The sequence below is a fragment of the Embleya sp. L77 genome, assembly GCF_055557415.1.
Window position 1 is genome coordinate 2899696 of the sequence record NZ_CM145709.1, and the last position, 21215, is coordinate 2920910.

General features: G+C 70.5%; 27 protein-coding genes. 10 read left to right on the forward strand and 17 right to left on the reverse strand.

Features of this window, described 5'->3' with window-relative positions:
* The first annotated feature begins 359 nt into the window (after nucleotides 1-359).
* Nucleotides 360-1058: a hypothetical protein gene (locus ACZOOI_RS12135; RefSeq protein ID WP_465280668.1), complete on the forward strand. Its 699-nt coding sequence runs from the start codon at nucleotides 360-362 to the stop codon at nucleotides 1056-1058.
* A gap of 111 nt (nucleotides 1059-1169) precedes the next feature.
* On the opposite strand, the gene ACZOOI_RS12140 is transcribed toward ACZOOI_RS12135, so the two are convergent.
* The 5 genes from ACZOOI_RS12140 to mshA all read right to left on the reverse strand — a co-directional run bounded on the left by ACZOOI_RS12140 (nucleotide 1170) and on the right by mshA (nucleotide 6048).
* Nucleotides 1170-1850, reverse strand: coding sequence for a response regulator transcription factor (locus tag ACZOOI_RS12140; protein WP_020552235.1), 681 nt, complete (start codon nucleotides 1848-1850; stop codon nucleotides 1170-1172).
* Nucleotides 1847-3037 (reverse strand): sensor histidine kinase, encoded by a 1191-nt coding sequence (locus tag ACZOOI_RS12145; protein WP_391588171.1) that lies wholly within the window; start codon nucleotides 3035-3037, stop codon nucleotides 1847-1849. Before ACZOOI_RS12145 ends, ACZOOI_RS12140 begins: the two co-directional genes overlap by 4 nt.
* A gap of 351 nt (nucleotides 3038-3388) precedes the next feature.
* The gene (locus ACZOOI_RS12150; RefSeq protein WP_396008289.1) at nucleotides 3389-4147 is read right to left on the reverse strand and encodes a phosphoglyceromutase; all 759 of its coding nucleotides are present in this window, start codon (nucleotides 4145-4147) and stop codon (nucleotides 3389-3391) included.
* A gap of 34 nt (nucleotides 4148-4181) precedes the next feature.
* The gene (locus ACZOOI_RS12155) at nucleotides 4182-4709 is read right to left on the reverse strand and encodes a type III secretion system chaperone family protein (protein WP_465280669.1); all 528 of its coding nucleotides are present in this window, start codon (nucleotides 4707-4709) and stop codon (nucleotides 4182-4184) included.
* Between the two features lie 19 nt (nucleotides 4710-4728).
* Complete coding sequence (mshA, locus tag ACZOOI_RS12160) at nucleotides 4729-6048, reverse strand: D-inositol-3-phosphate glycosyltransferase (RefSeq protein WP_465280670.1); 1320 nt, start codon at nucleotides 6046-6048, stop codon at nucleotides 4729-4731.
* 228 nt (nucleotides 6049-6276) lie between these two features.
* Between mshA and ACZOOI_RS12165 the strand changes: the two genes are divergently transcribed.
* Entirely contained in the window at nucleotides 6277-7161 is an 885-nt protein-coding gene (locus tag ACZOOI_RS12165; RefSeq protein WP_465280671.1) for a class I SAM-dependent methyltransferase, read from the forward strand.
* A 288-nt stretch (nucleotides 7162-7449) separates the two neighbouring features.
* Nucleotides 7450-8811, forward strand: a complete 1362-nt coding sequence (locus ACZOOI_RS12170) for an NlpC/P60 family protein (protein ID WP_465280672.1) — start codon at nucleotides 7450-7452, stop codon at nucleotides 8809-8811.
* Between the two features lie 61 nt (nucleotides 8812-8872).
* Here ACZOOI_RS12170 and ACZOOI_RS12175 read toward each other — a convergent pair whose 3' ends face one another.
* Nucleotides 8873-9388, reverse strand: a complete 516-nt coding sequence (locus tag ACZOOI_RS12175) for an O-acetyl-ADP-ribose deacetylase (protein WP_465280673.1) — start codon at nucleotides 9386-9388, stop codon at nucleotides 8873-8875.
* A gap of 61 nt (nucleotides 9389-9449) precedes the next feature.
* Here ACZOOI_RS12175 and ACZOOI_RS12180 point away from each other — a divergent pair, with 61 nt between their 5' ends.
* The 4 genes from ACZOOI_RS12180 (at nucleotide 9450) to ACZOOI_RS12195 (ending at nucleotide 13465) form a co-directional block, all read left to right on the forward strand.
* The gene (locus tag ACZOOI_RS12180; RefSeq protein ID WP_465280674.1) at nucleotides 9450-9914 is read left to right on the forward strand and encodes a MarR family winged helix-turn-helix transcriptional regulator; all 465 of its coding nucleotides are present in this window, start codon (nucleotides 9450-9452) and stop codon (nucleotides 9912-9914) included.
* Nucleotides 9915-9981: 67 nt separating this feature from the next.
* Nucleotides 9982-11355 (forward strand): PP2C family protein-serine/threonine phosphatase, encoded by a 1374-nt coding sequence (locus ACZOOI_RS12185; protein WP_465280675.1) that lies wholly within the window; start codon nucleotides 9982-9984, stop codon nucleotides 11353-11355.
* Nucleotides 11356-11393: 38 nt separating this feature from the next.
* On the forward strand, nucleotides 11394-13025 hold the full coding sequence (locus ACZOOI_RS12190; RefSeq protein ID WP_465280676.1) for a sensor histidine kinase: 1632 nt from the start codon (nucleotides 11394-11396) through the stop codon (nucleotides 13023-13025).
* Nucleotides 13022-13465 carry a response regulator gene (locus tag ACZOOI_RS12195; RefSeq protein ID WP_465280677.1) on the forward strand — a complete coding sequence of 148 codons (444 nt, stop codon included), beginning with the start codon at nucleotides 13022-13024 and terminating at the stop codon, nucleotides 13463-13465. The genes ACZOOI_RS12190 and ACZOOI_RS12195 overlap by 4 nt, the downstream gene beginning before the upstream one ends.
* Before the next feature lie 16 nt (nucleotides 13466-13481).
* Here ACZOOI_RS12195 and ACZOOI_RS12200 read toward each other — a convergent pair whose 3' ends face one another.
* From ACZOOI_RS12200 to ACZOOI_RS12215, 4 genes are all read right to left on the reverse strand, one after another.
* Nucleotides 13482-13805 carry a DUF2516 family protein gene (locus ACZOOI_RS12200; protein ID WP_465281171.1) on the reverse strand — a complete coding sequence of 108 codons (324 nt, stop codon included), beginning with the start codon at nucleotides 13803-13805 and terminating at the stop codon, nucleotides 13482-13484.
* A gap of 141 nt (nucleotides 13806-13946) precedes the next feature.
* Nucleotides 13947-14441, reverse strand: coding sequence for a hypothetical protein (locus tag ACZOOI_RS12205; protein ID WP_465280678.1), 495 nt, complete (start codon nucleotides 14439-14441; stop codon nucleotides 13947-13949).
* An 8-nt stretch (nucleotides 14442-14449) separates the two neighbouring features.
* A complete protein-coding gene (locus ACZOOI_RS12210) occupies nucleotides 14450-14890 on the reverse strand; it encodes a helix-turn-helix domain-containing protein (RefSeq protein WP_465280679.1) in 441 nt (146 codons plus the stop codon).
* Nucleotides 14891-15082: 192 nt separating this feature from the next.
* A complete protein-coding gene (locus ACZOOI_RS12215) occupies nucleotides 15083-15604 on the reverse strand; it encodes an RsiG family protein (protein ID WP_360319312.1) in 522 nt (173 codons plus the stop codon).
* An 82-nt stretch (nucleotides 15605-15686) separates the two neighbouring features.
* On the opposite strand from ACZOOI_RS12215, the gene dtd reads away from it, so the two are divergent.
* Together dtd and ACZOOI_RS12225 are read left to right on the forward strand one after the other, a co-directional pair.
* Nucleotides 15687-16112 (forward strand): D-aminoacyl-tRNA deacylase, encoded by a 426-nt coding sequence (gene dtd, locus ACZOOI_RS12220; RefSeq protein WP_360319310.1) that lies wholly within the window; start codon nucleotides 15687-15689, stop codon nucleotides 16110-16112.
* A gap of 121 nt (nucleotides 16113-16233) precedes the next feature.
* Complete coding sequence (locus ACZOOI_RS12225; RefSeq protein ID WP_465280680.1) at nucleotides 16234-16422, forward strand: hypothetical protein; 189 nt, start codon at nucleotides 16234-16236, stop codon at nucleotides 16420-16422.
* Nucleotides 16423-16445: 23 nt separating this feature from the next.
* Here ACZOOI_RS12225 and ygfZ read toward each other — a convergent pair whose 3' ends face one another.
* The 3 genes from ygfZ to ACZOOI_RS12240 all read right to left on the reverse strand — a co-directional run bounded on the left by ygfZ (nucleotide 16446) and on the right by ACZOOI_RS12240 (nucleotide 18459).
* Complete coding sequence (gene ygfZ / locus ACZOOI_RS12230) at nucleotides 16446-17396, reverse strand: CAF17-like 4Fe-4S cluster assembly/insertion protein YgfZ (RefSeq protein ID WP_465280681.1); 951 nt, start codon at nucleotides 17394-17396, stop codon at nucleotides 16446-16448.
* Between the two features lie 46 nt (nucleotides 17397-17442).
* The gene (locus ACZOOI_RS12235; RefSeq protein WP_465280682.1) at nucleotides 17443-17868 is read right to left on the reverse strand and encodes a Fur family transcriptional regulator; all 426 of its coding nucleotides are present in this window, start codon (nucleotides 17866-17868) and stop codon (nucleotides 17443-17445) included.
* Nucleotides 17869-17943: 75 nt separating this feature from the next.
* Nucleotides 17944-18459: a heme-binding beta-barrel domain-containing protein gene (locus tag ACZOOI_RS12240; protein ID WP_465280683.1), complete on the reverse strand. Its 516-nt coding sequence runs from the start codon at nucleotides 18457-18459 to the stop codon at nucleotides 17944-17946.
* 241 nt (nucleotides 18460-18700) lie between these two features.
* On the opposite strand from ACZOOI_RS12240, the gene ACZOOI_RS12245 reads away from it, so the two are divergent.
* Nucleotides 18701-19063, forward strand: a complete 363-nt coding sequence (locus ACZOOI_RS12245) for a DsrE family protein (RefSeq protein ID WP_465280684.1) — start codon at nucleotides 18701-18703, stop codon at nucleotides 19061-19063.
* 24 nt (nucleotides 19064-19087) lie between these two features.
* Here ACZOOI_RS12245 and ACZOOI_RS12250 read toward each other — a convergent pair whose 3' ends face one another.
* The 4 genes from ACZOOI_RS12250 to ACZOOI_RS12265 form a co-directional block, all read right to left on the reverse strand.
* The gene (locus ACZOOI_RS12250; RefSeq protein WP_465280685.1) at nucleotides 19088-19411 is read right to left on the reverse strand and encodes a DMT family transporter; all 324 of its coding nucleotides are present in this window, start codon (nucleotides 19409-19411) and stop codon (nucleotides 19088-19090) included.
* A 230-nt stretch (nucleotides 19412-19641) separates the two neighbouring features.
* Nucleotides 19642-19935 (reverse strand): DUF1416 domain-containing protein, encoded by a 294-nt coding sequence (locus tag ACZOOI_RS12255; protein ID WP_020552259.1) that lies wholly within the window; start codon nucleotides 19933-19935, stop codon nucleotides 19642-19644.
* Between the two features lie 42 nt (nucleotides 19936-19977).
* Entirely contained in the window at nucleotides 19978-20817 is an 840-nt protein-coding gene (locus tag ACZOOI_RS12260) for a sulfurtransferase (protein ID WP_465280686.1), read from the reverse strand.
* A gap of 233 nt (nucleotides 20818-21050) precedes the next feature.
* On the reverse strand, nucleotides 21051-21134 hold the full coding sequence (locus ACZOOI_RS12265; protein WP_360319360.1) for a putative leader peptide: 84 nt from the start codon (nucleotides 21132-21134) through the stop codon (nucleotides 21051-21053).
* Between the last annotated feature and the right edge of the window lie 81 nt (nucleotides 21135-21215).

Below are 21215 nucleotides of genomic sequence, written 5' to 3' on the forward strand. Positions count from 1 at the left end.
AGGGTAACACGGGACACGCCCCTACTGAATGACGTTTGCGCAGGTCAGAGCCTTAGTCGGGGCTTGACAACGGGCCTGTGGCCGTGCTGGGACAGGGAACCCCACACCCGCAGGACTCGAACAAAACCGACAAACAGCCCCTCCCGGTCGCGAGCCGGCCACTCTCGCGCGACCCATATGTCACACGGGTCCCACCGGTGTCGGCCCCGTGTTCGAGATCATCGAGCGGGCTCGTCCCGGTCGCCGCCGGGGCGGCGGGGCGGTGAGCCGCGTACAAGTCGTCCGCCCGGCCTGAGTACGCTGTCCCCGGTCGTCCTGACCGGTCCTCGATCCAAGATCTTCAAGGAGATGCCGCCGCCGTGAGCCGCAGCCTTCGACGCGGCGCCCTCGCCGCCACCGTCGCCGTCGTCCTTCCCCTGGCCGCGGGCTGCGCCAGTGGCAAGGACGCCGAGACCAACGAGATCAAGCCCGACACCGCCAATACGGCGTTCGGCTCGCTCAAGATCCAGAACGTCCAGTTGGTGACGGGCGATCCGGGCAAGAACCTGGTCGCGCTCGGTGGTGCGCTGTTCAACGAGGGCACCAAGCCCGAGACGATCACCAAGGTGACGGTCGACGGCGCGGGTCAGGCCCTGGGCGGTCCGCTGACCATCCCGGCCGGCGGCGCCGTGTACATGGTCGACCCGCCCAAGGAGGTGGCCGCGAACAGCCCGCTGGGCAAGACCTACCTCGGCCCGCTGGTCTTCCCGGACGCCGCCAAGGTGCAGGCCGGCTCGTTCCGTCGGGTGACGTTCGTGTTCGGCACCGCCGGCGAGACCTCGCTGGACGTGTCGGTGCACGCGCCCACGAGCTACTACGCGCAGCTCAAGCCGACCCCGGCGTTCACCCCGCCGCCGCCGGCCCCGCCCGCGCCGCCGACCCAGACGGCGCCCGCCACGGGTGCTCCCGCCACGGGGGCTCCCGTCAACAGCACGGGCAACGCCACGGCGCCCGCGACGGGCAACACCGGCACGACCGGCACCCCGCGCAACAGCTCGTCGGCCCCGGCCGGCGGCTGATCGCACCCGGCACCCGCACGACGGGTACATACGACGGCGCCCGCGCCGCCCCCGGTCAACGGTGGGCGGCGCGGGCGCCGTCGTAGGGAAGGGGGGTGGCCCCCGGCCCGGTCAGGGCTCGAACTTGTACCCGAGACCGCGCACCGTGACCAGGTAGCGCGGGGCGCCCGGGTCCGGCTCGATCTTGGCGCGCAGCCGCTTCACGTGCACGTCGAGCGTCTTGGTGTCGCCGACGTAGCCGACGCCCCACACCCGGTCGATCAGCTGCATCCGGGTCAGCACCCGGCCGGCGTTGCGCAGCAGCACTTCGAGCAGGTCGAACTCCTTGAGCGGGAGGTCGATCCGCCGACCCTCCACGGTGACCCGGTGTGCCTCCACGTCGAGCCGCACCGGCCCGGCCTCGATCGCCCGGGGCTCGTCGGTGGGTTCGCCGCCCTGACGCCGCAGCACGGCGCGGATCCGGGCGATCAGCTCGCGCGTGGAATAGGGCTTGGTGACGTAGTCGTCGGCGCCGATCTCCAAGCCGACGACCTTGTCCACCTCGCTGTCCTTGGCCGTCACCATGATGACCGGCACGTTGGACTTGGCCCTGAGCCCGCGGAACACCTCCGTGCCGGGCAGCCCGGGCAGCATCAGGTCGAGCAGCACCAGGTCGGCGCCGCCCTGGTCGAACAGCTCCAGGGCCTCGGGTCCGGTGGCGGCGACGGCCACCTCGAAGCCTTCCTTGCGAAGCATGTACGACAGCGCGTCGCTGAAGGACTCTTCATCTTCGACGACGAGCACACGGGTCATCGTGAAGCCTCCATGGATGGGGTCGACGATGTCATCGACATCGATTGAGAGGTACTGGACTTGAAAGGCAGCACCAGGGTGAAGGTGGATCCCACACCCTCCAGGCTGCGCACGGTTACCTCTCCCCCGTGGCCCGCCGCGATGTGCTTGACGATGGACAGACCCAAGCCGGTACCGCCGGTGGCCCGCGAACGGGCCGGATCGACGCGGTAGAACCGCTCGAAAATGCGATCCAGGTCGCGCTGGGGAATGCCCAGCCCCTGGTCGGAAACGGTGATGACGGCCATCCGTGCCTCGGCTCTGACCTCGATGTCGACCCTCGTCCGTGCCGGACTGTAATTGACCGCGTTCTCGACGAGGTTGCCCAGTGCCATCACCAGTTGATTGTGGTCCCCCGGCACGATCAGCTCGCGATCCCCGCCGATCGCCAGCGTGATCTGCTTGGATTCGGCGGCCTGGCGGCAGCGGTCGGCGGCCTCGGCCACCAACTCGTCCAGCGGCACCGGGCCCACGTGATGCAGCGGATGGTCGTTCTGCACCCGGGACAGGTCGATCAGCTCCTGCACCAGATTGGTCAGCCGGGCCGACTCGATCTGCATGCGCCCCGCGAAACGGATGATCGCCTCGGGGTCGTCGCTGGCGTCCATGACCGCCTCGGCCAGCAACGACAGCGCACCGACCGGGGTCTTGAGTTCGTGGCTCACGTTGGCCACGAAGTCGCGGCGCACCGCGTCCACCCGGCGGGCCTCGGTACGGTCCTCGACCAGCAGCAGCACCAGCCGCGAGCCCAACGGCGCGACCCGGGCGGACACCTCGAACTCGTGCGCCTCGCCGTCGGCGCGGGCCAACAACAGGTCCCGCTGCCTTATCTCGCCGTCGCGTCTGGTCTCCTTCGCCATCGCGAGCAGATCGTCGGGCACCAGCTGGTCCCCGCGGACCAGGCCGAACTTGTAGGCGGCCGAACTCGCCTTCACGACGGTGTCGAACTCGTCCAGGACCACCGCCGAGGAGCGCAACACGGACAACACCGTGGCCACTCCGGGCGGCAGCGACGGGCCCGTGGCGGGCGCCACGGCCGTGCCTCTGCCCTGGGCGCGCTCACTCCAGCGGAAGGCCAGGGTGCCGGCCACACCCACGGCCAATCCGGATACGGCGGCCAAAGCGGCAGCAGCAACGTTCACGTCCACACGTTCCAGGGTAGAGCTGCTCCGAACGGGTGAAACCGTCCAGAGGGTCCTTCGTGCAGATCTTCATGTGTCGTTCATCCGTGCGCCACGCCTGTCACCGGTGATCGTTCGGAGGTCGTCATGTCCGACCCGCAGACCCCGCCCCAGCCGCAGGCCCCCACGCCGGGCTGCAACTGCCCGGCAAGCTGCGGCTGTGGATGCAAGTCCGGTTCCGCATGCAATTGTGGGGGCAGTTGCGGTCGCTGAACCGGCGCTCGGGCCCACAGCCCGGCGCGTGCGGGGCGCCCGACCCCTTCCGTGACAGGTGGGCGCCCCGCGCGAAGCCGATCGATGTTCACCCGATGTTCGGGTCTACTTGCGGCCCTGGTTCTTGACCGCCTCGATCGCCGCCGCGGCGGCCTCGGGGTCGAGGTAGCGCCCGCCCGGGGTGAGCGGACGCAGGTTCGCGTCCAGCTCGTACAGCAGCGGGATGCCGGTGGGGATGTTCAGGCCCGCGATGTCGGCGTCCGAGATCTTGTCCAGGTGCTTGACCAGCGCGCGCAGCGAGTTGCCGTGCGCGGCGACCAGCACGGTGTCGCCGCCGAGCAGGTCCGGCACGATCGCGTCGTACCAGTACGGGAGCATGCGCTCGACGACGTCCTTGAGGCACTCGGTGCGCGGTCGGATCTCCTCCGGCAGCGACGCGTACCGGCGGTCGGCGAACTGCGAGTACTCGTCGTCGTCCGCGAGCGGCGGCGGCGGCGTGTCGTAGGAGCGGCGCCAGAGCATGAACTGCTCCTCGCCGAACTCCTCCAGGGTCTGCTTCTTGTCCTTGCCCTGGAGCGCGCCGTAGTGCCGCTCGTTGAGCCGCCACGAGCGACGCACGGGCAGCCAGTTCAGGTCGGCCACGTCCAGTGCGAGCTGGGCGGTGCGGATCGCGCGGCGCTGGAGCGAGGTGTGCAGGACGTCCGGGAGCACGCCCGCGTCGAGCAGCAGTTGCCCGCCGCGCGCGGCCTCCTTCTCACCCTTGTCGGTCAGGTCGACATCGACCCAGCCGGTGAAAAGTCCGGCTTCGTTCCACTTGCTTTCGCCATGCCGCAGAAGGATCAGTTTGTAGAGAGCATCAGCCATGCCCAGGAGCCTAATCGAGCCGATCGAGCCGCCGTCACGGCGCCTGTTCGCGGTTCTCCGGGGCGGCGAAGCGGGCGAAGGCTTCCAGGTTCTTCAGGGATTCGCCGCGTTCGACGCGCCAGTCCCATTCGCGCCGGATCGAGGTCGCGAAGCCGATCTCCAGGAGGGTGTTGAAGCTGTCGTCGGCGGCCTGGAGCACGACGCCCAGGATCCGGTCCACCTCGTCGACGCTCACCGCGGCCAGCGGCAGCCGGCCGTTGAGGTAGACGTCGCCGAGCTTGTCGACGGCGAAGGCCACGCCGTACATCCGCACGTTGCGCTCCAGGAGCCAGCGGTAGAAGGCCGCGTGGTTCTCGTCCGCGTGCCGGATCACGAACGCGCTCACCGCCAGGGTGTGTGCGCCCACCGTGAGCGAGACCGCCGTCTTGAGCTTGCGGGTGCCCGGCAGCACCGCGACGAACGTGGTCGGCGCGGACTGCTCCCATTCGATGCCGGCGTCCTTCAGGGCCGCGCGGACGGTCTCCGCGGCCCGATCCTGTTCGGCTCCCACGACCCACCCCATTCGTCTCGACGCCTCGACGCTACTGCCCGCCCACGACCCGCCCACGCGGGGCCGCGCTGCGGGCCAGTGTGTCGGCGTAGACCTCGGCCATCGAGGCCGCCGCCGAGGACCACCCGAAGGCCGCCGCGTGCCGGACCGCGCCGCCGGAGTAGTCCTGGCGCAGTCGGGGGGCGCGGATCAGGTCGCGCAGGGCCAGGCCGTAGTCCACCGGGTTGTGGCCGCGCACCAGGGTGCCGGAGACGCCGTCGCGCACGGCGGTGGGCAGGCCGCCGACCGCCGCCGCGACCACGGGGGTCCCGCATGCCTGGGCCTCGATGGCGACCAGGCCGAAGGACTCGTTGTAGGAGGGCACCACCGCGACGGTGGCCGCGCGGTACCAGTCGGCCAGCACGTCCTGACGAACCGGTCGCTGGAACCGGACCACGTCGTGGATGCCCAGCGTCGCGGCCAGCTTGTGCAGGTGCTCGGGCGCCGCCATGCCGTTGCCGCTGGGCCCGCCGACCACCGCGACCACGAGCGAGTCGCGCAGCGCGGGATCCGCCTGCAGCAGGTGGGCGATCGCGTACAGGAGCACATCGGGGGCCTTGAGCGGCTGGATGCGACCGGCGAACAGGATCACCGTGGCGTCCACCGGCACCCCCAGCCGGCGACGCGCGTCGGCCATGTCACCGGGGCAGAACGTCTCCAGGTCCACGCCGGGGTTGACCACCGCGACCTGATCGGGCGCCGCGTCGTAGAGGTCGATCAGTTGATCGGCCTCCTCGATCGTGTTGGCCACCAGCCGGTCGGCCGCCTCGACCACCTGGGACTCGCCGATCACCCGGGCCCGGGGCTCGGGGGCGTCGCCGCCGGCCAGCGAGGCGTTCTTGACCTTGGCCATCGTGTGCATGGTGTGCACGAGCGGCACGCCCCAGCGTTCCTTGGCCAGCCAGCCGACCTGGCCGGAGAGCCAGTAGTGCGAGTGCACGAGGTCGTAGTGCCCGGGATCGCGCATCGCCTCGGTGCGCAGCACCCCGGAGGTGAACGCGCACAGCTGGGCCGGCAGGTCCTCCTTGGACAGGCCCTCGTACGGCCCGGCGGTGACGTGCCGGACCAGGACGCCCGGTGCCATCTCGACCACCGGCGGCAGGTCGCTGCCGGTGGCGCGGGTGAATATCTCCACCTCGATGCCGAGCGCGGCCAGCCGCTTGCTCAGTTCGACGATGTAGACGTTCATGCCCCCGGCATCGCCGGTGCCGGGTTGGTGCAGCGGGGAGGTGTGAACGCTCAGCGTCGCGATTCGACGAGGTGCCCCCCGGCGCGCTCCCAATGTGATCGCGCGCTGGACGTGGTGGCTCACTCGTTGACCTCCCAGGCCGGCCCCGTGTCGGGTTGTCCGGTGTACAGAGCTACCACGTGTACACAGAGCTACTAGTTGTACAGAGCTACTACCGATCGTGGACCGCCCGTCCATGGGTTGGCGGCCCAACTCAAGAACCAACCCATCGTGATGGGAGCAGATTCCCCGCCGGAGTGTGATCCGGACCGCTCGCGGGGGCGCACGGAGGCGTTCCCCTACCCTGCGAGCATGGGTACGCGCGGCATGTCGGGAATCGGCACCCCGGGAGCGGGACTGCGGGCCGCCGCCCGGACGCGGCCCAGCGGGGTGATCACCCGGGGCACCACCAATGCGAACCGGCTGCGCCGGGTGGACCGGTGGTTGACCGGGGTGCACGGGTCGCTGCTGCGCGGCGCGGTGGATCCGCTGGTGGTCGACGTCGGCTACGGCGCGTCGCCGGTGACCACGCTCGAGTTGCTCCGCCGGCTGCGCACGGTGCGCGCCGACGTCGAGGTGATCGGGTTCGAGATCGATCCGGAGCGGGTGGCCGCGGCGCTCCCCCATGCCCGGGACGGGCTGAGCTTCGCCCGCGGCGGCTTCGAGGTGCCGCTGCCGGCCGGCCGTTCGGCGACCGCGATCCGGGCGTTCAACGTGCTCCGGCAGTACGACGAGGACGCGGTGCCGGCGGCCTGGACCCGGATGTGTGCCCGGTTGGCCCCGGAGGGGGTGCTCGTCGAGGGCACATGCGACGAGTTGGGCCGGCGTGCGGTCTGGCTGGGCATCGGGTCGGACGCCCGCCCGCGCACGGTCACCTTCGCCACCCGGTTGGCCGGCTTCGGGCGCCCGTCCGAGTTGGCCGAGCGGCTGCCCAAGGCGTTGATCCACCGCAACGTGCCGGGCGAGCCGGTGCACGCGTTCCTGGCCGCGTTCGACCGGGCCTGGGATCTGCACGCGCCGCTGGCCGCGTTCGGCGCCCGGCAGCGCTGGCTCGCGGCGACCGAGACCCTGGCCCGGGACTGGCCGGTGTGCGACGGGCCGGCGCGGCGGCGGCAGGGCGAGGTGACCGTGGCGTGGTCGGCGGTGGCGCCGCCGGGCACCGACATATCAGCCGGCGCCGTTGATACATTCCGGTGACTCGTGTCCGATCCGGAACGGCACATGAAATCTTGAGCACACCGCGTTCACTTGACCGCGGTTCGGCTCGGCGTGTCGTCCGTGAATAGCCGGATTCGTCCGTTCCGATAACCGGACGATCACGAATTCTCCTCTGCCCATCGTCGCCGGAACATGCAAGGATCCGACGCTGAGTCGGTGCTCGGTAACTGCCTTTCCGAGAGCACCGGTTCCGGTTCGAATCGACGTCGTCGGATGGAATCGGCCCGTACGTCGCAGGCGAGCATCGAGTTCCGAAAGGGCGAAAGCATGGTGAAACTCGGGGGCCGTATCGGCCTGCGAACCCGGGCTGTGACCAGCTGCGGCGTGGCGCTGTTGTGCGCGGCCCTGTTCGGCGGCAACGCGTGGGCGGACCCGGGTGTCCCGCCCGTGCCGCCGCCGGCGAACACCGCGATCACGTCGGTGCAGGACCTGCTGGCCGCCCAGGCCCGGGTGCAGGAGTTGTACCGCCAGGCCGAGCAGGCCACCGAGCGCTTCAACGCCACCACCGAACAGCTCGGCCGCACGCAGGTCAAGGTCAACGACGTGAACGCGGGCGTGGTGTGGGCCCGGCAGAACGTCGAGAAGGCCAAGGAAGACCTCGGTCGGCTGGCCCGGTTGCAGTACACCACCCGCGGGATGGACCCGCTGCTCACCCTGATGTTGTCGTCGAACCCGCAGGGCTTCCTGCGCGACGCGCCGGCGTACGAGCACATCTCGCAGACCCAGTTGGACACCATCACCCGGGCCAAGCAGGCCGAACTCCAGCTCACCGCGATGCAGAAGAGCGCGGACACCCAGCTCGCCGAGAGCCGTCGGCTGGAGCAGGAGGCCGCCGCCTCGCGGGCCGACATCCAGGCCCGGATCGCCGAGGCCGAGAAGATACTCGCCGGCCTGACCCCCGAGCAGCTCACCGAACTGGCCCGGATGGAGGCGCTGTCCGCGGAGGCCGGCCAGGCCCAGCTGAACACCCTGATCGGCAAGCCGGACCAACAGACCACCCCCAAGGCCGCGTTGGCCATCGCGTTCGCGATCGACAAGATCGGCAAGCCGTACATCTGGGGCGGCGTGGGACCCGTGGGCTACGACTGCTCCGGTCTGACGTCGAAGGCGTGGGCGTTCGCGGGGGTGCCGATCCGGCGCACCTCCCAGGAGCAGTGGGCGTCGCTGCCGCGCGTGCCGGTCGCCGACATGCGACCGGGCGACCTGATCGTCTACTACTCCGACGCCAGCCACATCGGCATGTACCTGGGCAACGGAAAGATGGTGCACGCGCCGCGACCGGGCCGCACGATCACCGTGGCCAATGCCGGCTCGATGCCGATCCTCGGCGTGGTGCGTCCCGATGCGGGCGCGGGCACGGTGAACGCCCCGGCGATCCCCAACGTCCCGGCTCCGCCGCCGAGCAAGCCGCCGACCAAGCCGCCGGTCACCCCGCCGGTGACGACACCGCCGGTCACGCCGCCGGTGACCACTCCGCCGGTCACGCCGCCGCCGAGCACCGAGCCGCCCACGACGCCGCCGCCGAGTTCGAAGCCGCCCACGTCGACGCCGCCGTCGACCGGTGCGCCGAGCACCTCGAGGTCGGGCTCCCCGTCGGGCAGTGCCAAGGCCACCACAACCGGCACCTGACGGGATCCGGACATGCGGGTGGGCCGGGCCTTCGGGTCCGGCCCACCCGCATGTCCGGGGCCTACAACGCGGCGACCGCCCGCTCGAACGCGACGTACGCCCGCGCCTCGAACAGCACGAAGCGCGCCTCGGTCACCCCGGACGGCGTCGCGTGCACGGTCTCGACCGCGATCCGCGCCGCATCCTCCAGCGGCCAGCCGTACGCACCCGCGGAGATCGCCGGGAACGCCGCCGAGGTCGCGCCGAGCTCGTCCGCCACCCGCAGCGCCTCGCGGTAGCAGGACGCCAGCAGCGCGGACCGGTCCTCGGCGTGGCTGTACACCGGGCCCACCGTGTGCACGACCCACCGCGCCGGGAGCAGGCCCGCGGTGGTGGCCACCGCCGCGCCCGTCTTCAGGCCGCGCCCCAGCTTCGCCGCACGCAGCGCCCGGCACTCGGCCAGGATCTCCGGACCACCCCTGCGGTGGATCGCGCCGTCGACACCGCCGCCGCCCATCAGGGACGAATTCGCGGCGTTCACGATCACGTCCACGTGCTGCTCGGTGATGTCTCCGCGAACCAGCGTTATCGGTGTCATGTGCATCAGCCTGCCGGCCCGGACGTGGCGCTCCCACTCCATTAGCCGGCACAGTGGCCGGATGTCCGTGGCCCGAGGAGAAGGGGACCTACCCGCGGAGCTGCTCGATCGTGTGGACGCACTGTGCGAGTGGATGGCCGCGGTACGCACCCACGCACACGGCGACCTGCGCGGTCGGGTGTCGCCGTCCCAGCTGCGGGCCCTGCTCGTGATCGCCGACCACGACGGCATCAATCTGAACATGTTGGCCGCCCGGCTACGGGCCATCCCGTCCTCGGCGAGCCGGCTGTGCGACCGCTTGGAGGATGCCGGCCTGCTGGTACGCGAGCTGAGCGCGACCGACCGCCGGGAGGTGGTACTGCGGCTGGCGCCCGAGGGGATGGGCTTCGTGGAGGAGCTGCGATCGGCTCGACGACAGGCCCTGGCCCAAGTCTTGATACACCTGGAGGCGGACGAGCTGGACTCGCTCGTGCGATCCCTCTCGGTATTGCGCAACGCGGCGGAACGGGCCGGCGGCCGGGATTGAGTCCGGCGCGCCCCGTACGGCCTACGGTTACCCGCTTGCACCCGGCCGCGCTATCGTCCTTTTTCGATTGCCGAACGACAACGATTCGTACGGCGACATCAATCCCGGAGGTGGTGGCGTGCGCCCCGCGTACGGCGGCGACGGCGGAGCGGTCGAACGGACCGACTACCGCACGGTACCGATGCCCGCCTCCTCGGCATCGGACCCGGTCGCCGCGCATCCGCTGCGCGTCCTGCTCATCGAGGACGACGCGGGGGACGCCTTCCTGGTCGAGGAACTGCTCGCCGACTCGCCGGATCCGATGGACATCGTCTGGGCCCGGTCGATGGCCGAGGCCATGGTCAAGCTCGGCGAGGACATCGGCTGTGTCCTGCTGGACCTGGGCCTGCCGGACGCCGAGGGGCTCAACGGGCTGCATCGGCTGCTGCTGTTCGCGCCGCGGACCGCGGTGATCGTGCTCACCGGTCTGTCCGACGCGCACCGCGGCTCGGCCGCGGTGGCCGCCGGCGCCCAGGACTACCTGGTCAAGCAGGAGATCGACGGCTCGTTGTTGTCCCGGGCGATCCGCTACGCCCTGGAGCGCAAGCGGGCCGACGAGTCGCAGCGTCGGCTGGTGGAGTCGGAGCTGCGCGCGCAGGAGAACGCGCGTCTGGAGCGCGGGCTGCTGCCCGCCCCGATCCTGCGCGACCCGTCGCTGGACTTCCGCGCGCGCTACCGGCCCGGGCGACAGCGTGCGCTGCTCGGCGGGGACCTGTACGACGCGGTGCAGACCGCCGACGGGCGCGTGCACGTGATGATCGGCGACGTCTGCGGCCACGGTCCGGACGAGGCGGCGCTCGGGGTCAACCTGCGGATCGCCTGGCGCTCGCTGATCTTCGCCGGCCTCACCGGCGGCGAGTTGCTCACCACGTTGGAGCGGATCTTCGAACACGAGCGGCGCTCGGACGAGATGTTCGCCACATTGTGCATGACCATCATCGAGCCCGACCGGCGGCGCGGCCGGGTCTACCTCGCGGGTCATCCGGCCCCGCTCCTGCTCACCCCCAGGGGCATCGCACCGCTGTCCGACGGCGCCACCGGCCCGGCCCTGGGCCTGTTCCCGGACGGCCGGTGGAGCCACGAGTCGATGGAACTGGGCACGGACTGGTCGCTGCTCCTGTACACCGACGGGTTGATCGAGGGCCGGATCGGCCCGGGCCCGGAGCGGCTGGGCACCGACGGCCTGTTGCCGCTGATCGGCCGGCTGCTGGCGGCCGGGCATTCCGGCTACGACCTGATCGATTCGGCGGTCGCCGCGGTGGAAGACCTGCATGGGGGCAGTCTCAACGACGACGTGGCGGTATTGCTGCTGCGGCACGACCCGGATCGCCCGTTGCACGGCGTGCAGGGCGGACATCCGGTGTTGCCGGGCCAGACGACGGGTGAGGACGGTACGGCGTGAGCAACGACCGGACGCGGGAGCAACGGGGCGGACCCCGCATGCGCCAGGTCGTCGGCCTGGGTCTGGGGCTGCTCGCACTGGTGATCGTGATCTCCGCGGTGGTCGGCGCGCTGGCGATATCCAGGCTGAACGACTCGCGGCACACCGTCCTCAACCGGCTGGAACCGGCCGCCAACGCGGCACTGCGGCTGGAGAACGCGCTGATCGACCAGGAGACCGGCGTCCGCGGCTGGATCATCAGCGGCGACCCGAGTTTCCGCGAGCCGTACGCGCAGGGCCGGGCCGAGGAGGAGCGGGCGTACGCGAGCCTGGAGCGGTTGTTGCCGGATTCGGCGGAGGGCGACCGGCTGCGGGCCGACCTGGCCGAGGTCGGCACCCGGGCGCGGGTCTGGCGCGCGGCCTATGCGGAACCCGCGCTCGCCGACCGGGCGGCCGCGAGCGCGGTGCCCGATCAGGGCAAGCAGATGTTCGACGCGGTGCGTGCGGCGACCACGGCCCAGCAGGCCGACCTGGGCGACGAGCGGGCCCGCGCCCGGCACGAGCTCACAAGCGACGCGACCATGTTGACCGCGACGCTGATCGCGGTGGCCGCGCTGTTCGCCGCGCTGGTCCTGCTGATAGCGCTGCTGTTTCGACGGATGGTCACCCGCCCGCTGGAACATCTGGGCGAGCAGGTCCGCCAGGTCACCGAGGGCCGATACAGCCAGGTGTTGACCGGTCGCGGGCCGGCCGAGATCACCGCGCTCGCCCACGACGTGAACTCGATGCGCGACCGGATCGTCGAGGAGTTGCACAGCACCGAGGCGGCCCGGGTACTGATCGACGAGCAGGCCGAGGATCTGCGCCGGTCCAACGCCGAGTTGGAGCAGTTCGCCTACGTGGCCTCGCACGACCTGCAGGAGCCGCTGCGCAAGGTGGCCAGCTTCTGCCAGCTTTTGGAGAAGCGGTACAAGGGCCAACTGGACGAGCGCGCCGACCAGTACATCGCGTTCGCGGTGGACGGCGCCAAACGCATGCAGACGCTGATCAACGACCTGCTCGCGTTCTCTCGGGTGGGCCGGTTGGACACCGAGAAGGGCGACGTCGACCTGCACGAGTGCCTGGACCACGCGCTGCACGCGCTGGCCGTCGCCCGCGAGGAGAGCGGCGCGCAGATCACTGCCGACCCGCTGCCCACGGTGCCGGGCGACGGGGTGCTGCTGGGCCAGTTGGTGCAGAACCTGGTCGGCAACGCGATCAAGTTCCACGCCCGGGAGGTCCCGCGCGTACATCTGGGGGCCCGCTGGGACGGCGAGCAGTGGGAGTTCGCCTGCGTCGACAACGGCATCGGGATCGAACCGCAGTACGCCGACCGGATCTTCGTGATCTTCCAGCGGTTGCACCCCAAGGACGCCTACAGCGGCACCGGCATCGGCCTGGCGATGTGCAAGAAGATCGTGGAGTACCACGGCGGCCGGATCTGGCTGGACCCCGAGGTCACCGGCGGCACCACGATTCGCTGGACCCTGCCCGGCCCGCCGCCCACCGAACTGCCGGAACCGCGCGAATCCGCACCGACGGCCACCCCGGCCAACGGGTCGGAGTCCGCGCCGGATTTGGAACCGAAGACGTCCGAGCCGCAGTCCCAGGGACCGGCGGAAGAAGAAGCGGTACGAGGGAGCAACGCATGACCCAACCCGTCGCGGGAGCCATCGAGGTCCTGCTGGTCGAGGACGACCCGGGCGATGTGCTGATGACGCGCGAGGCGTTCGCGGACAACAAGGTGCGCAACTCGCTGCACGTGGTCAGCGACGGAGTCGAGGCGGTGGCATTTCTGCGGCGCGAGGGCGAGTACGCCGGCGCGCCGCGCCCCGACCTGATCCTGTTGGACCTCAACCTGCCGCGCAAGGACGGCCGGGAGGTACTGGAGGAGATCAAGGCGGACGAGGATCTGCGCCGGATCCCGGTGGTCGTGCTGACCACGTCCGAGGCCGAGGAGGACGTGCTGCGCAGCTACCACCTGCACGCGAACGCCTACGTCACCAAGCCGGTGGACTTCGAGCAGTTCATCAACGTGGTGCGGCACATCGACGAGTTCTTCGTCTCGGTGGTCAAGCTGCCCACACGCTGAGCGCGGCGGGGGCGGTTCACCAGGGACCGTACGGTCCCATGTTGTTGCGGCCCCCGCCGCGACCGCCGGCGACCTCCTTGAGCGCGGGCCGCACGTCGACGAGGTAGACGATCGCCGCGACCAGGCCGGCGAGCATGAGCATCAGGCCCAGGCCGGTGGGCAGCACGTCGACCACGACCGCGAGACCCAACAGGATCAGCCAGAAGGACTTCTTCTTCTTGTCCGCGGCGCGGTACGCGTCCTCGCGCCGGAAGGCGGCGTCGAACAGGCAGAACACCTTGAGCAGCAGAATGCCGAGGAAGAGCCACGTCAGCACCTGGTCGAACTTGGCCGTCAGCAGACCATCGGCCATGGCCAGTTCCATCGATCCTCCTCTGCGCGGCCGCCCCGTGCCGCCACGTCGTGCGGGATTCCAGTCTGGCATGCCCGATGCCGCCTCGGGGGTTGCCGAGGCGGCATCGGGTGGATGGCGTGCCGAGGGTCAGGCGTTCGAGCCGGCGGGCTTGGAGTTCGAATCGCCGACCTTGCGGGCGGCCTGCTCGACCGCCACCGCCGCCGCGTCCGCGGCCTTGCCGGCGGCGGTGGCCGCGGACTTGGCCTGGGTTTTGGCATTGGCGACGCCGCGCTTGGCCGCGGTCGAGGTCGCCTTGGCCTTGCTCTCGGTCGTGCGCACGGCCGTCTTGGCCTGCTTGGTGCTCTCCTGCCGGTCGACCCGCTTGACCAGCTTCTCGCCGCGTGCCGCGAGGTCGTCGTAGAGCTCCTTGGCCCGGTCCACCTGGGACTTGGCGAAGGTCTGGGTGCGGTCGGGGAGCGTCTGGAGACGCTCGCGCAGCACCTTCGGGTCGGTGGTGACCTCGGCGCGGAAGCGCTCGGGCAGCTCCCGCAGCTTCTCCACCACCAGGTCGCCGGCGCCGGCGACGGCGTACAGCGGGGTGGTGTCGGTCAGGGTCTTCTTCAGTTCCGTGGCGATTGCCATGGTGTTCCTCACTCCTCGGGATCGAGGTGGTCGGTTACGGCCCGGCCGGCCTTGCCGTTCTCGGTTCCGTCGGCGGCGCCCCGTTCGTCCCGCACGACGCCGTCCTGCGCGTTCTCCTTGCGGAATGCCTCGTAGATCTCGATGAGGACCCGCTTCTGGCGGTCGTTGATCGCCGGATCGGCCATGATCGCGGTGCGCACCTCACGGTCACCCTCCTCGCGTTCGTCGAGGATGCCCGCCTGCACGTAGAGCGTCTCGGCCGAAATGCGGAGCGCCTTGGCGATCTGCTGCAGGATCTCCGCGCTCGGCCGCCGCAGACCGCGCTCGATCTGACTCAGATAGGGGTTGGAGACCCCGGCCGCCTCGGCGAGTTGCCGAAGCGAATACTGCGCGTTGCGGCGCTGCTCCCGGATGTACTCACCCAGCGAGCCGACGTTCAGACCAGCCATGACTCCAGCATGCACACACCGTGCTTGCTATTGCAAGCACCCTGCTTGCAGTCGCATGCAAACGGGTGATCGGAGCGGCGGGTCGGGGCGGGAGCGCCGGAACGGGACGGGGTCGGGGCCGGCGATCGAACGGGGGCGCAGGGTGGACGATCGCGGCGGGGCGCTCGGGGTGGGTGGCCCGCGCCGGGGCGGTCAGCGACCCGACAGCAGGTCCTCCACCTTCGCCTCGCCCTCGCGATAGCGACGGGTGATCTCGGCGGCGCAGTCGTCGGCGGTGCGCTGGAGGCGGTGCCGGCGCGAGGACACCTCCTGTTCGTGGGTGCCGAGCTTGTCCAGCGCCTCGCCCAGTTCCGCGTCGGTGTGCGCGGCGAGGTCGGACAGGCCCACGTCGGCGAGCAGTTGCTCGATCCAGCTGCGGTAACGATCGGTGCGCGGCGGCTGGACGTTGACGTGCCGCGCGCCGCGGGTGGGCGGTCTGGACTCGGACAGGATCTCGGGCAGCCGGCCCACCACCGGTGAGGTCGGCTCGGCGCCGTCCCGGCCGGATCGCCGGGCCAGTTCGGCACGCAGGATGTCGATCCGCCCCTGGAGCAGCCTCCGCAGATAGGACAGATCGTTCTCCTCGCGCTGAGCGTCACGCATGAGTTCGCGAACCCGACTCAGCGTGAGTGCGCGGATGGCCTCCGGGGCCACTCCGTCGGGAAGATCCACCATGAGACGCATCGTGTCATGTCGGGCAGACCATCGCGTGCCAGATGCCACGGAATCGGTCCGGACGGGTGTGCAGAATGGGCTCATGCGTGCCGTCCTGCAGGTCGTGACCGAAGCATCCGTGACCGTCGAGGGGGAGGTGGTCGGCTCGATCGTGGGCCCCGGGCTGTGCGTCCTGGTCGGCGTGACGCACACCGACACTCCCGAGATCGCCCGCCGGCTGGCCGCCAAGCTGTGGAGCCTGCGCGTCCTGGACGGCGAGAAGTCCTGTTCGGACCTGTCCGCCCCACTGCTGGTGATCAGCCAGTTCACCCTCTATGGCGACGCCCGCAAGGGTCGTCGGCCGACCTGGAACGAGGCCGCCCCGGGTCCGGTCGCCGAACCGCTGGTGGCCGAGGTGGTCGCGGCGCTGCGTGCGCTCGGGGCCGACGTGGCCACCGGGGTGTTCGGCGCCGACATGAAGGTCGCACTCGTCAACGACGGCCCGATGACCCTCGTCGTGGACATGTGACCTCGGCCGTGGGCGCGGGGCCGGGTCCGGGATTCACCGGTTCCGGGGGTTCTCCCCATGTTCCGCGGCGGAACGGGGAAGGAGAATGGGCGTCGGGTACACCGACCGAAGGGGTTGGACCATGTCGCACCGCGGGCCGTACATCGCGGCCGGGATCGTCGTCGCCGTCATCGCACTGATCGTGCTGCCCTCGTGGATCGCCTGGACCATCGTGGCGGTCGCGATCGGCCTTCCGGTCGTCGCCTACTTCGCCCTGGACCGCTCGCAGCGGCGGCGCCTGCACCGCATCCGCCGCCGCGAGATCCGCTAGGGCCCGGGCCCGCGGGCCTGGGGTCACGCGGGGACCACGACCTCCTGGGTCGCCGGCACGCCGCCGGCCAGGAGTTCGGCGTCCACCGCGGTGTTGCGCTTGATCAGCGCCAGCGCGATCGGGCCGAGTTCGTGGTGGCGCACCGCGCTGGTGACGAAGCCGACCTGGCGGCCCGCGAGTTCGACCGGCGCGCCGTGCTCGGGCAGTGCCTCCGGGGTGCCGTCCAGGTGCAGGAAGACCAGCCGGCGCGGCGGCCGACCCAGGTTGTGCACGCGCGCGACCGTCTCCTGCCCCCGGTAGCAGCCCTTGTCCAGGTGCACCGCGGTGTCGATCAGGCCCAGCTCGTGCACGATCGTGCGGTGGTCGGTCTCCAGGCCCAGCCGAGGCCGGTACGCGGCGATCCGCAGCGCCTCGTAGGCCCACATGCCGGCCGGGTGCGCGTGCTCGCGCCCGTACTGCTCCAGCCGCTCGCGCGGCAGGAACAACTCGCGCCCGTAGGCGGCCTCGCGCACCAGCACGTCCGCGGGTGTGTCGCCGCCGTCGCCCGCCTCGTGCACGATCGCGAAGTCGGCGGACACGTCCGCGACCTCGACCCGCAGCATGAAGCGCATCCGGTCCAGGAACTCGACCAGGGCCGGCGCCTCGCCGGGCTCCAGGTGGGCCCAGAACGCCTCGCCGTCGTCCACGCCGTACAGCGCGTGCTCGATGTGCCCGTGCGGACTCAGCACGAGCGTCATCGTCGCCACATGCGGCTTCAGGTCGGTCAGGTGTTGTGTGGTGAGCGAGTGCAGCCAGCTCAGCCGGTCCGGGCCGCTCACCTTGATCACGTCGTGGTGCGAGAGGTCGACGAAACCCTCGCCCGCTTCCAGCCGACGTTGTTCGCGCAGGGGATCGCCGTAATGCGCGGCGACGCCGGCGTCGGGGGCTTCCGCGGCGACCGCGCCGGGCAGGGACAACAAAGGGCTCGTGGGCATGTCCCCACAGTACGAGACCGGCCCGGCCGACACCGTTGCCGCGGTCTCAGCGAACCCGGGCGGCGGTGCAGTCGGCACAGCGACCGAAGATCGCGAAGTGCGCGAGGTCGATGTCGAACCCGTGCTCGGTCCGCAGCCGCTCGCCCATCGCGGCGGCCACCTCGGTGCCCACCTCGATCACCCGCCGACAGTCCCGGCAGACCAGGTGCAGATGGCCGCCGACGTCGGCCGGGTGGTAGGTCGGCGCACCGTGGCCCAGGTGGGTGTGCGTGACCAGGTCGAGTTGTTCGAGCAGTTCGAGGGTGCGGTAGACGGTCGAGATGTTGATCCCGCCGGCGGTCTTGTGCACCTCCACCAGGATCTCGTCCGGTGTCGCGTGGCCCAGGGTGTTCACCGCTTCGAGGACGAGTTGGCGCTGCGGCGTGAGCCGGTAGCCCTTCTCCCGAAGTTCGTGCTTCCAGTCAGTGCTCACGCACGAAAGTCTACGAGCGCGAACCGGTCCCCGGGCCACGCGTCGTGGTCGGGTCCGGTGCGGTGCCGCGCGGCGCTATTCGGCCGCGAGGTCCGCGTCGACGCGCTTGAGTTGGGCCGAAACGTGGGCCTGGAGCGGCCGGCCCATCGCGGCCATGTCGTACGCGTACATCAACTCGCCCTTGACCAGGCCGTACAGCCGGTGTCCGGCGGTGTACTCCTTCGCGTCCTCGGTGCGCGCGACCACGTCGGTGCGCATCTCCAGCCGCGGACCGTCCACCTTGCCCAACCAGATCTCCACGATCCCGGTGGGGTGGGCGAGGGTCACGTCGATCGAGCCGTCCAGCTTCGAACGCCAGAAGCCGGTCTCGGTCGCGAGCGGACGCACCCGCTCACCCGCGTCGTCGAGCAGCCAGGTGCGCGAGGTGTAGGTGAGGAACGGCTTGTTCGCGATGTAGCCGAAGGTGATCTGCTGGCCGAAGCGGAACGCCTCGATGGTCGGGTAGTCGCCGACACCGGCACCTTCCCAGGTGCCGAGCAGGAACGCGAGCGGGACGGCGTCGAAGTGCAGGTCGTCCGGGATTTCGATCATGGTGGGGCGGCCGCTTCCGGGGTCGGGTACGGCGGGTCAGCCTACCGGGCCCGCGCTCAGTTCTGGCCCTTGTACAGCTTGGACACGGTCAGCGCGGCGAACCACGCGACGAGGACGCCGACCACGGCCAGCAGTGCAATGAAGAAGATGTGCATCGCCCGGGTGCTCCTCGTGCTTCGAACGGGTGGGCCAGGTCGTCCCGGCCGGGTGCCAAACGGCCTCAGTGTATAGGCTGCGGGCCGTGAAGCGATCTCTCGTGGTCAAGGTCACCGCAGGTCAGGACGCACCGGAGCGCTGCTCCCAGGCGTTCACGGTGGCGTCGGTGGCGCTCGCGTCCGGGGTGGACGTGTCGCTGTGGCTCACCGGCGAGTCCTCCTGGTTCGCGCTGCCCGGGCGGGCCGCCGCGTTCGAACTGCCGCATGCCGCGCCGCTGCCGGACCTGCTCGACGCGCTGATCGCGGGCGGCCGGGTGACCCTGTGCACGCAGTGTGCGGCGCGCCGGGAGATCACCGGTGACGACGTGCTGCCCGGGATCCGGATCGCCGGCGCCCAGGTGTTCGTCCAGGAAGCGCTCGCGGACGACGCCCAGGCGCTCGTGTACTGACCGTGCGCCCGCACGGGTCCGGGATCAGTGGCTGATTCCGGAGATGTTCAGGCCGATCACGCCGAGCAGGACCAGGCCGATCGAGATCAGCTTGAGCGGCGACGCGCCCTCGTTCAGGAGCCAGATGCCCACGAGTGCGGTGCCCGCCGCGCCGATTCCGGTCCACACGGCGTACGCGGGGCCGACCTCCAGCGACTTGAGCGCATAGGTGAGCAGCCCGAAGCTGCCCAGTGCGCACGTGGCGAAGCCGATCGTGGGCCACAACCGGGTGAATCCGTGGCTCTGCTTGAGCATGATGGCGAAGCCGGTCTCCAGGATCCCCGCGATGATCACGATCACCCATGCCACGTGTTGCCTCCCGGCGTCGCGCGTTGCCTTCGGTGCCCCGCACTCCGAAGGATCTGCCCCCCGGCAGATCCACCGAAGATACGGAAACCTTTCTGCCCGGGCGACCCGGGGCACACACCAAACGACTCCACCCCTCCCCCGAGCACGTGGGGAGGGGTGGAGCCGTTTTTCCGCCGATCGGGTTGCGGGGTCCGAGGGTGTACGTCCGAAGGAGACCCGCCCCGTCGGGGTCAGACCGCGATCTCGACCTCGGCGACGGTGCCCTTCTCGGACACCACGACGCTGCGGTCCACGGTCGCGCCGGGAACGAGCGCCCGCACGGTCCAGTTGCCCGGCGCCGCGAAGAACCGGAACTGGCCGGTCGCGGACGTGGGCACCTCGGCGGTGAAGTCGCCGCCCGCGTCGAGCAGGCGCACGTAGCCGTTGATCGGCTGCCCGCCCTTGGTCACCGCCCCCTGGATGATGGTTTCCTTCGCCACGTCAACTCCTGCCAGATCCGGGCCGCCGGCCTTCGCACCGCACATCGTTCTTGCTCCCTGAAGTCGGGTAGGTGGTGTAGCCGTCGGTCACTTGCCGTCGCCGAGCTCGATCGGCACGCCCACCAGCGCGCCGTACTCGGTCCACGAACCGTCGTAGTTGCGGACGTTGCCCTGCTCCAGCAGCTCGTGCAGGACGAACCACGTGTGCGCGGAGCGCTCGCCGATCCGGCAGTAGGCGATGGTGTCCTTCGACAGGTCCACGCCCTCGCCCTCGTACAGCGCGGTGAGTTCCTCGTTGGTCTTGAAGGTGCCGTCGTCGTTGGCGGCCTTCGACCAGGGGATGTTCTTCGCGGTCGGCACGTGGCCGGCCTTCTGCGACTGCTCCTGCGGCAGGTGCGCCGGGGCGAGCAGCTTGCCGGAGAACTCGTCGGGCGAACGCACGTCGACCAGGTTCAGCGTGCCGATCGCGGCGAGCACGTCGTCGCGCCAGGCGCGGATCGACTTGTCCTGCTCCTTGGCCACGTAGTTCGTCGCGGCGCGCTCGGGCACCTCGACGACCAGCTCGCGCGAGTCGAGCTCCCACTTCTTGCGACCGCCGTCGAGCAGCTTGACGTCGCCGTGGCCGTAGAGCTTGAAGTACCAGTAGGCGTAGGACGCGAACCAGTTGTTGTTGCCGCCGTAGAGCACGACGGTGTCGTCGTTGGAGATGCCCTTGGCCGACAGCAGCGCGGAGAAGCCGGCCTCGTCGACGAAGTCGCGCTTGACCGGGTCCTGCAGGTCGTCGCGCCAGTCGATGCGGACCGCACCGCGGATGTGGTTCTTGACGTAGGCGCTGGTGTCCTCGTCGACCTCGACGAGCACGACCTTCGGGTCGTCCAGGTGGGCCTGGACCCAGTCGGCGTCTACCAGAACGTCGGAGCGGCTCATGGGGATACCTCCGGTGCAGAAGTGCGCGGGATTGCCGCGATGTGGCGGTACGCGGTCTCGGGGTACACCCGGGCAGGCCGCGGCGCCGCGGCAGGCGGGGTGTGGGTGTGTCCGTGGTTGCTACGCGGGGCCGGGCGCCCGTTCCACCGCGTCGTCACACGGTTCGGGTCCCGGGTCCGACGGCCGGTCGCGATTCGCCTCGGGCGCATCGCCGATCGACGACTGTCGGCAAGTCAGTCAGCGCAACACAGGCAGGTCTGCGTGCGGCACAGGTCCACTGCGCGCCGCTTGGTGAGGTCATCCGCCTGTCGCTTCACACCATCGATCGTAGGGAGGGTAGGCCGTCCGTGTCATGCATGGCCCAGGATGTGAGACAAAATTGTCCGCCCATTGAGATG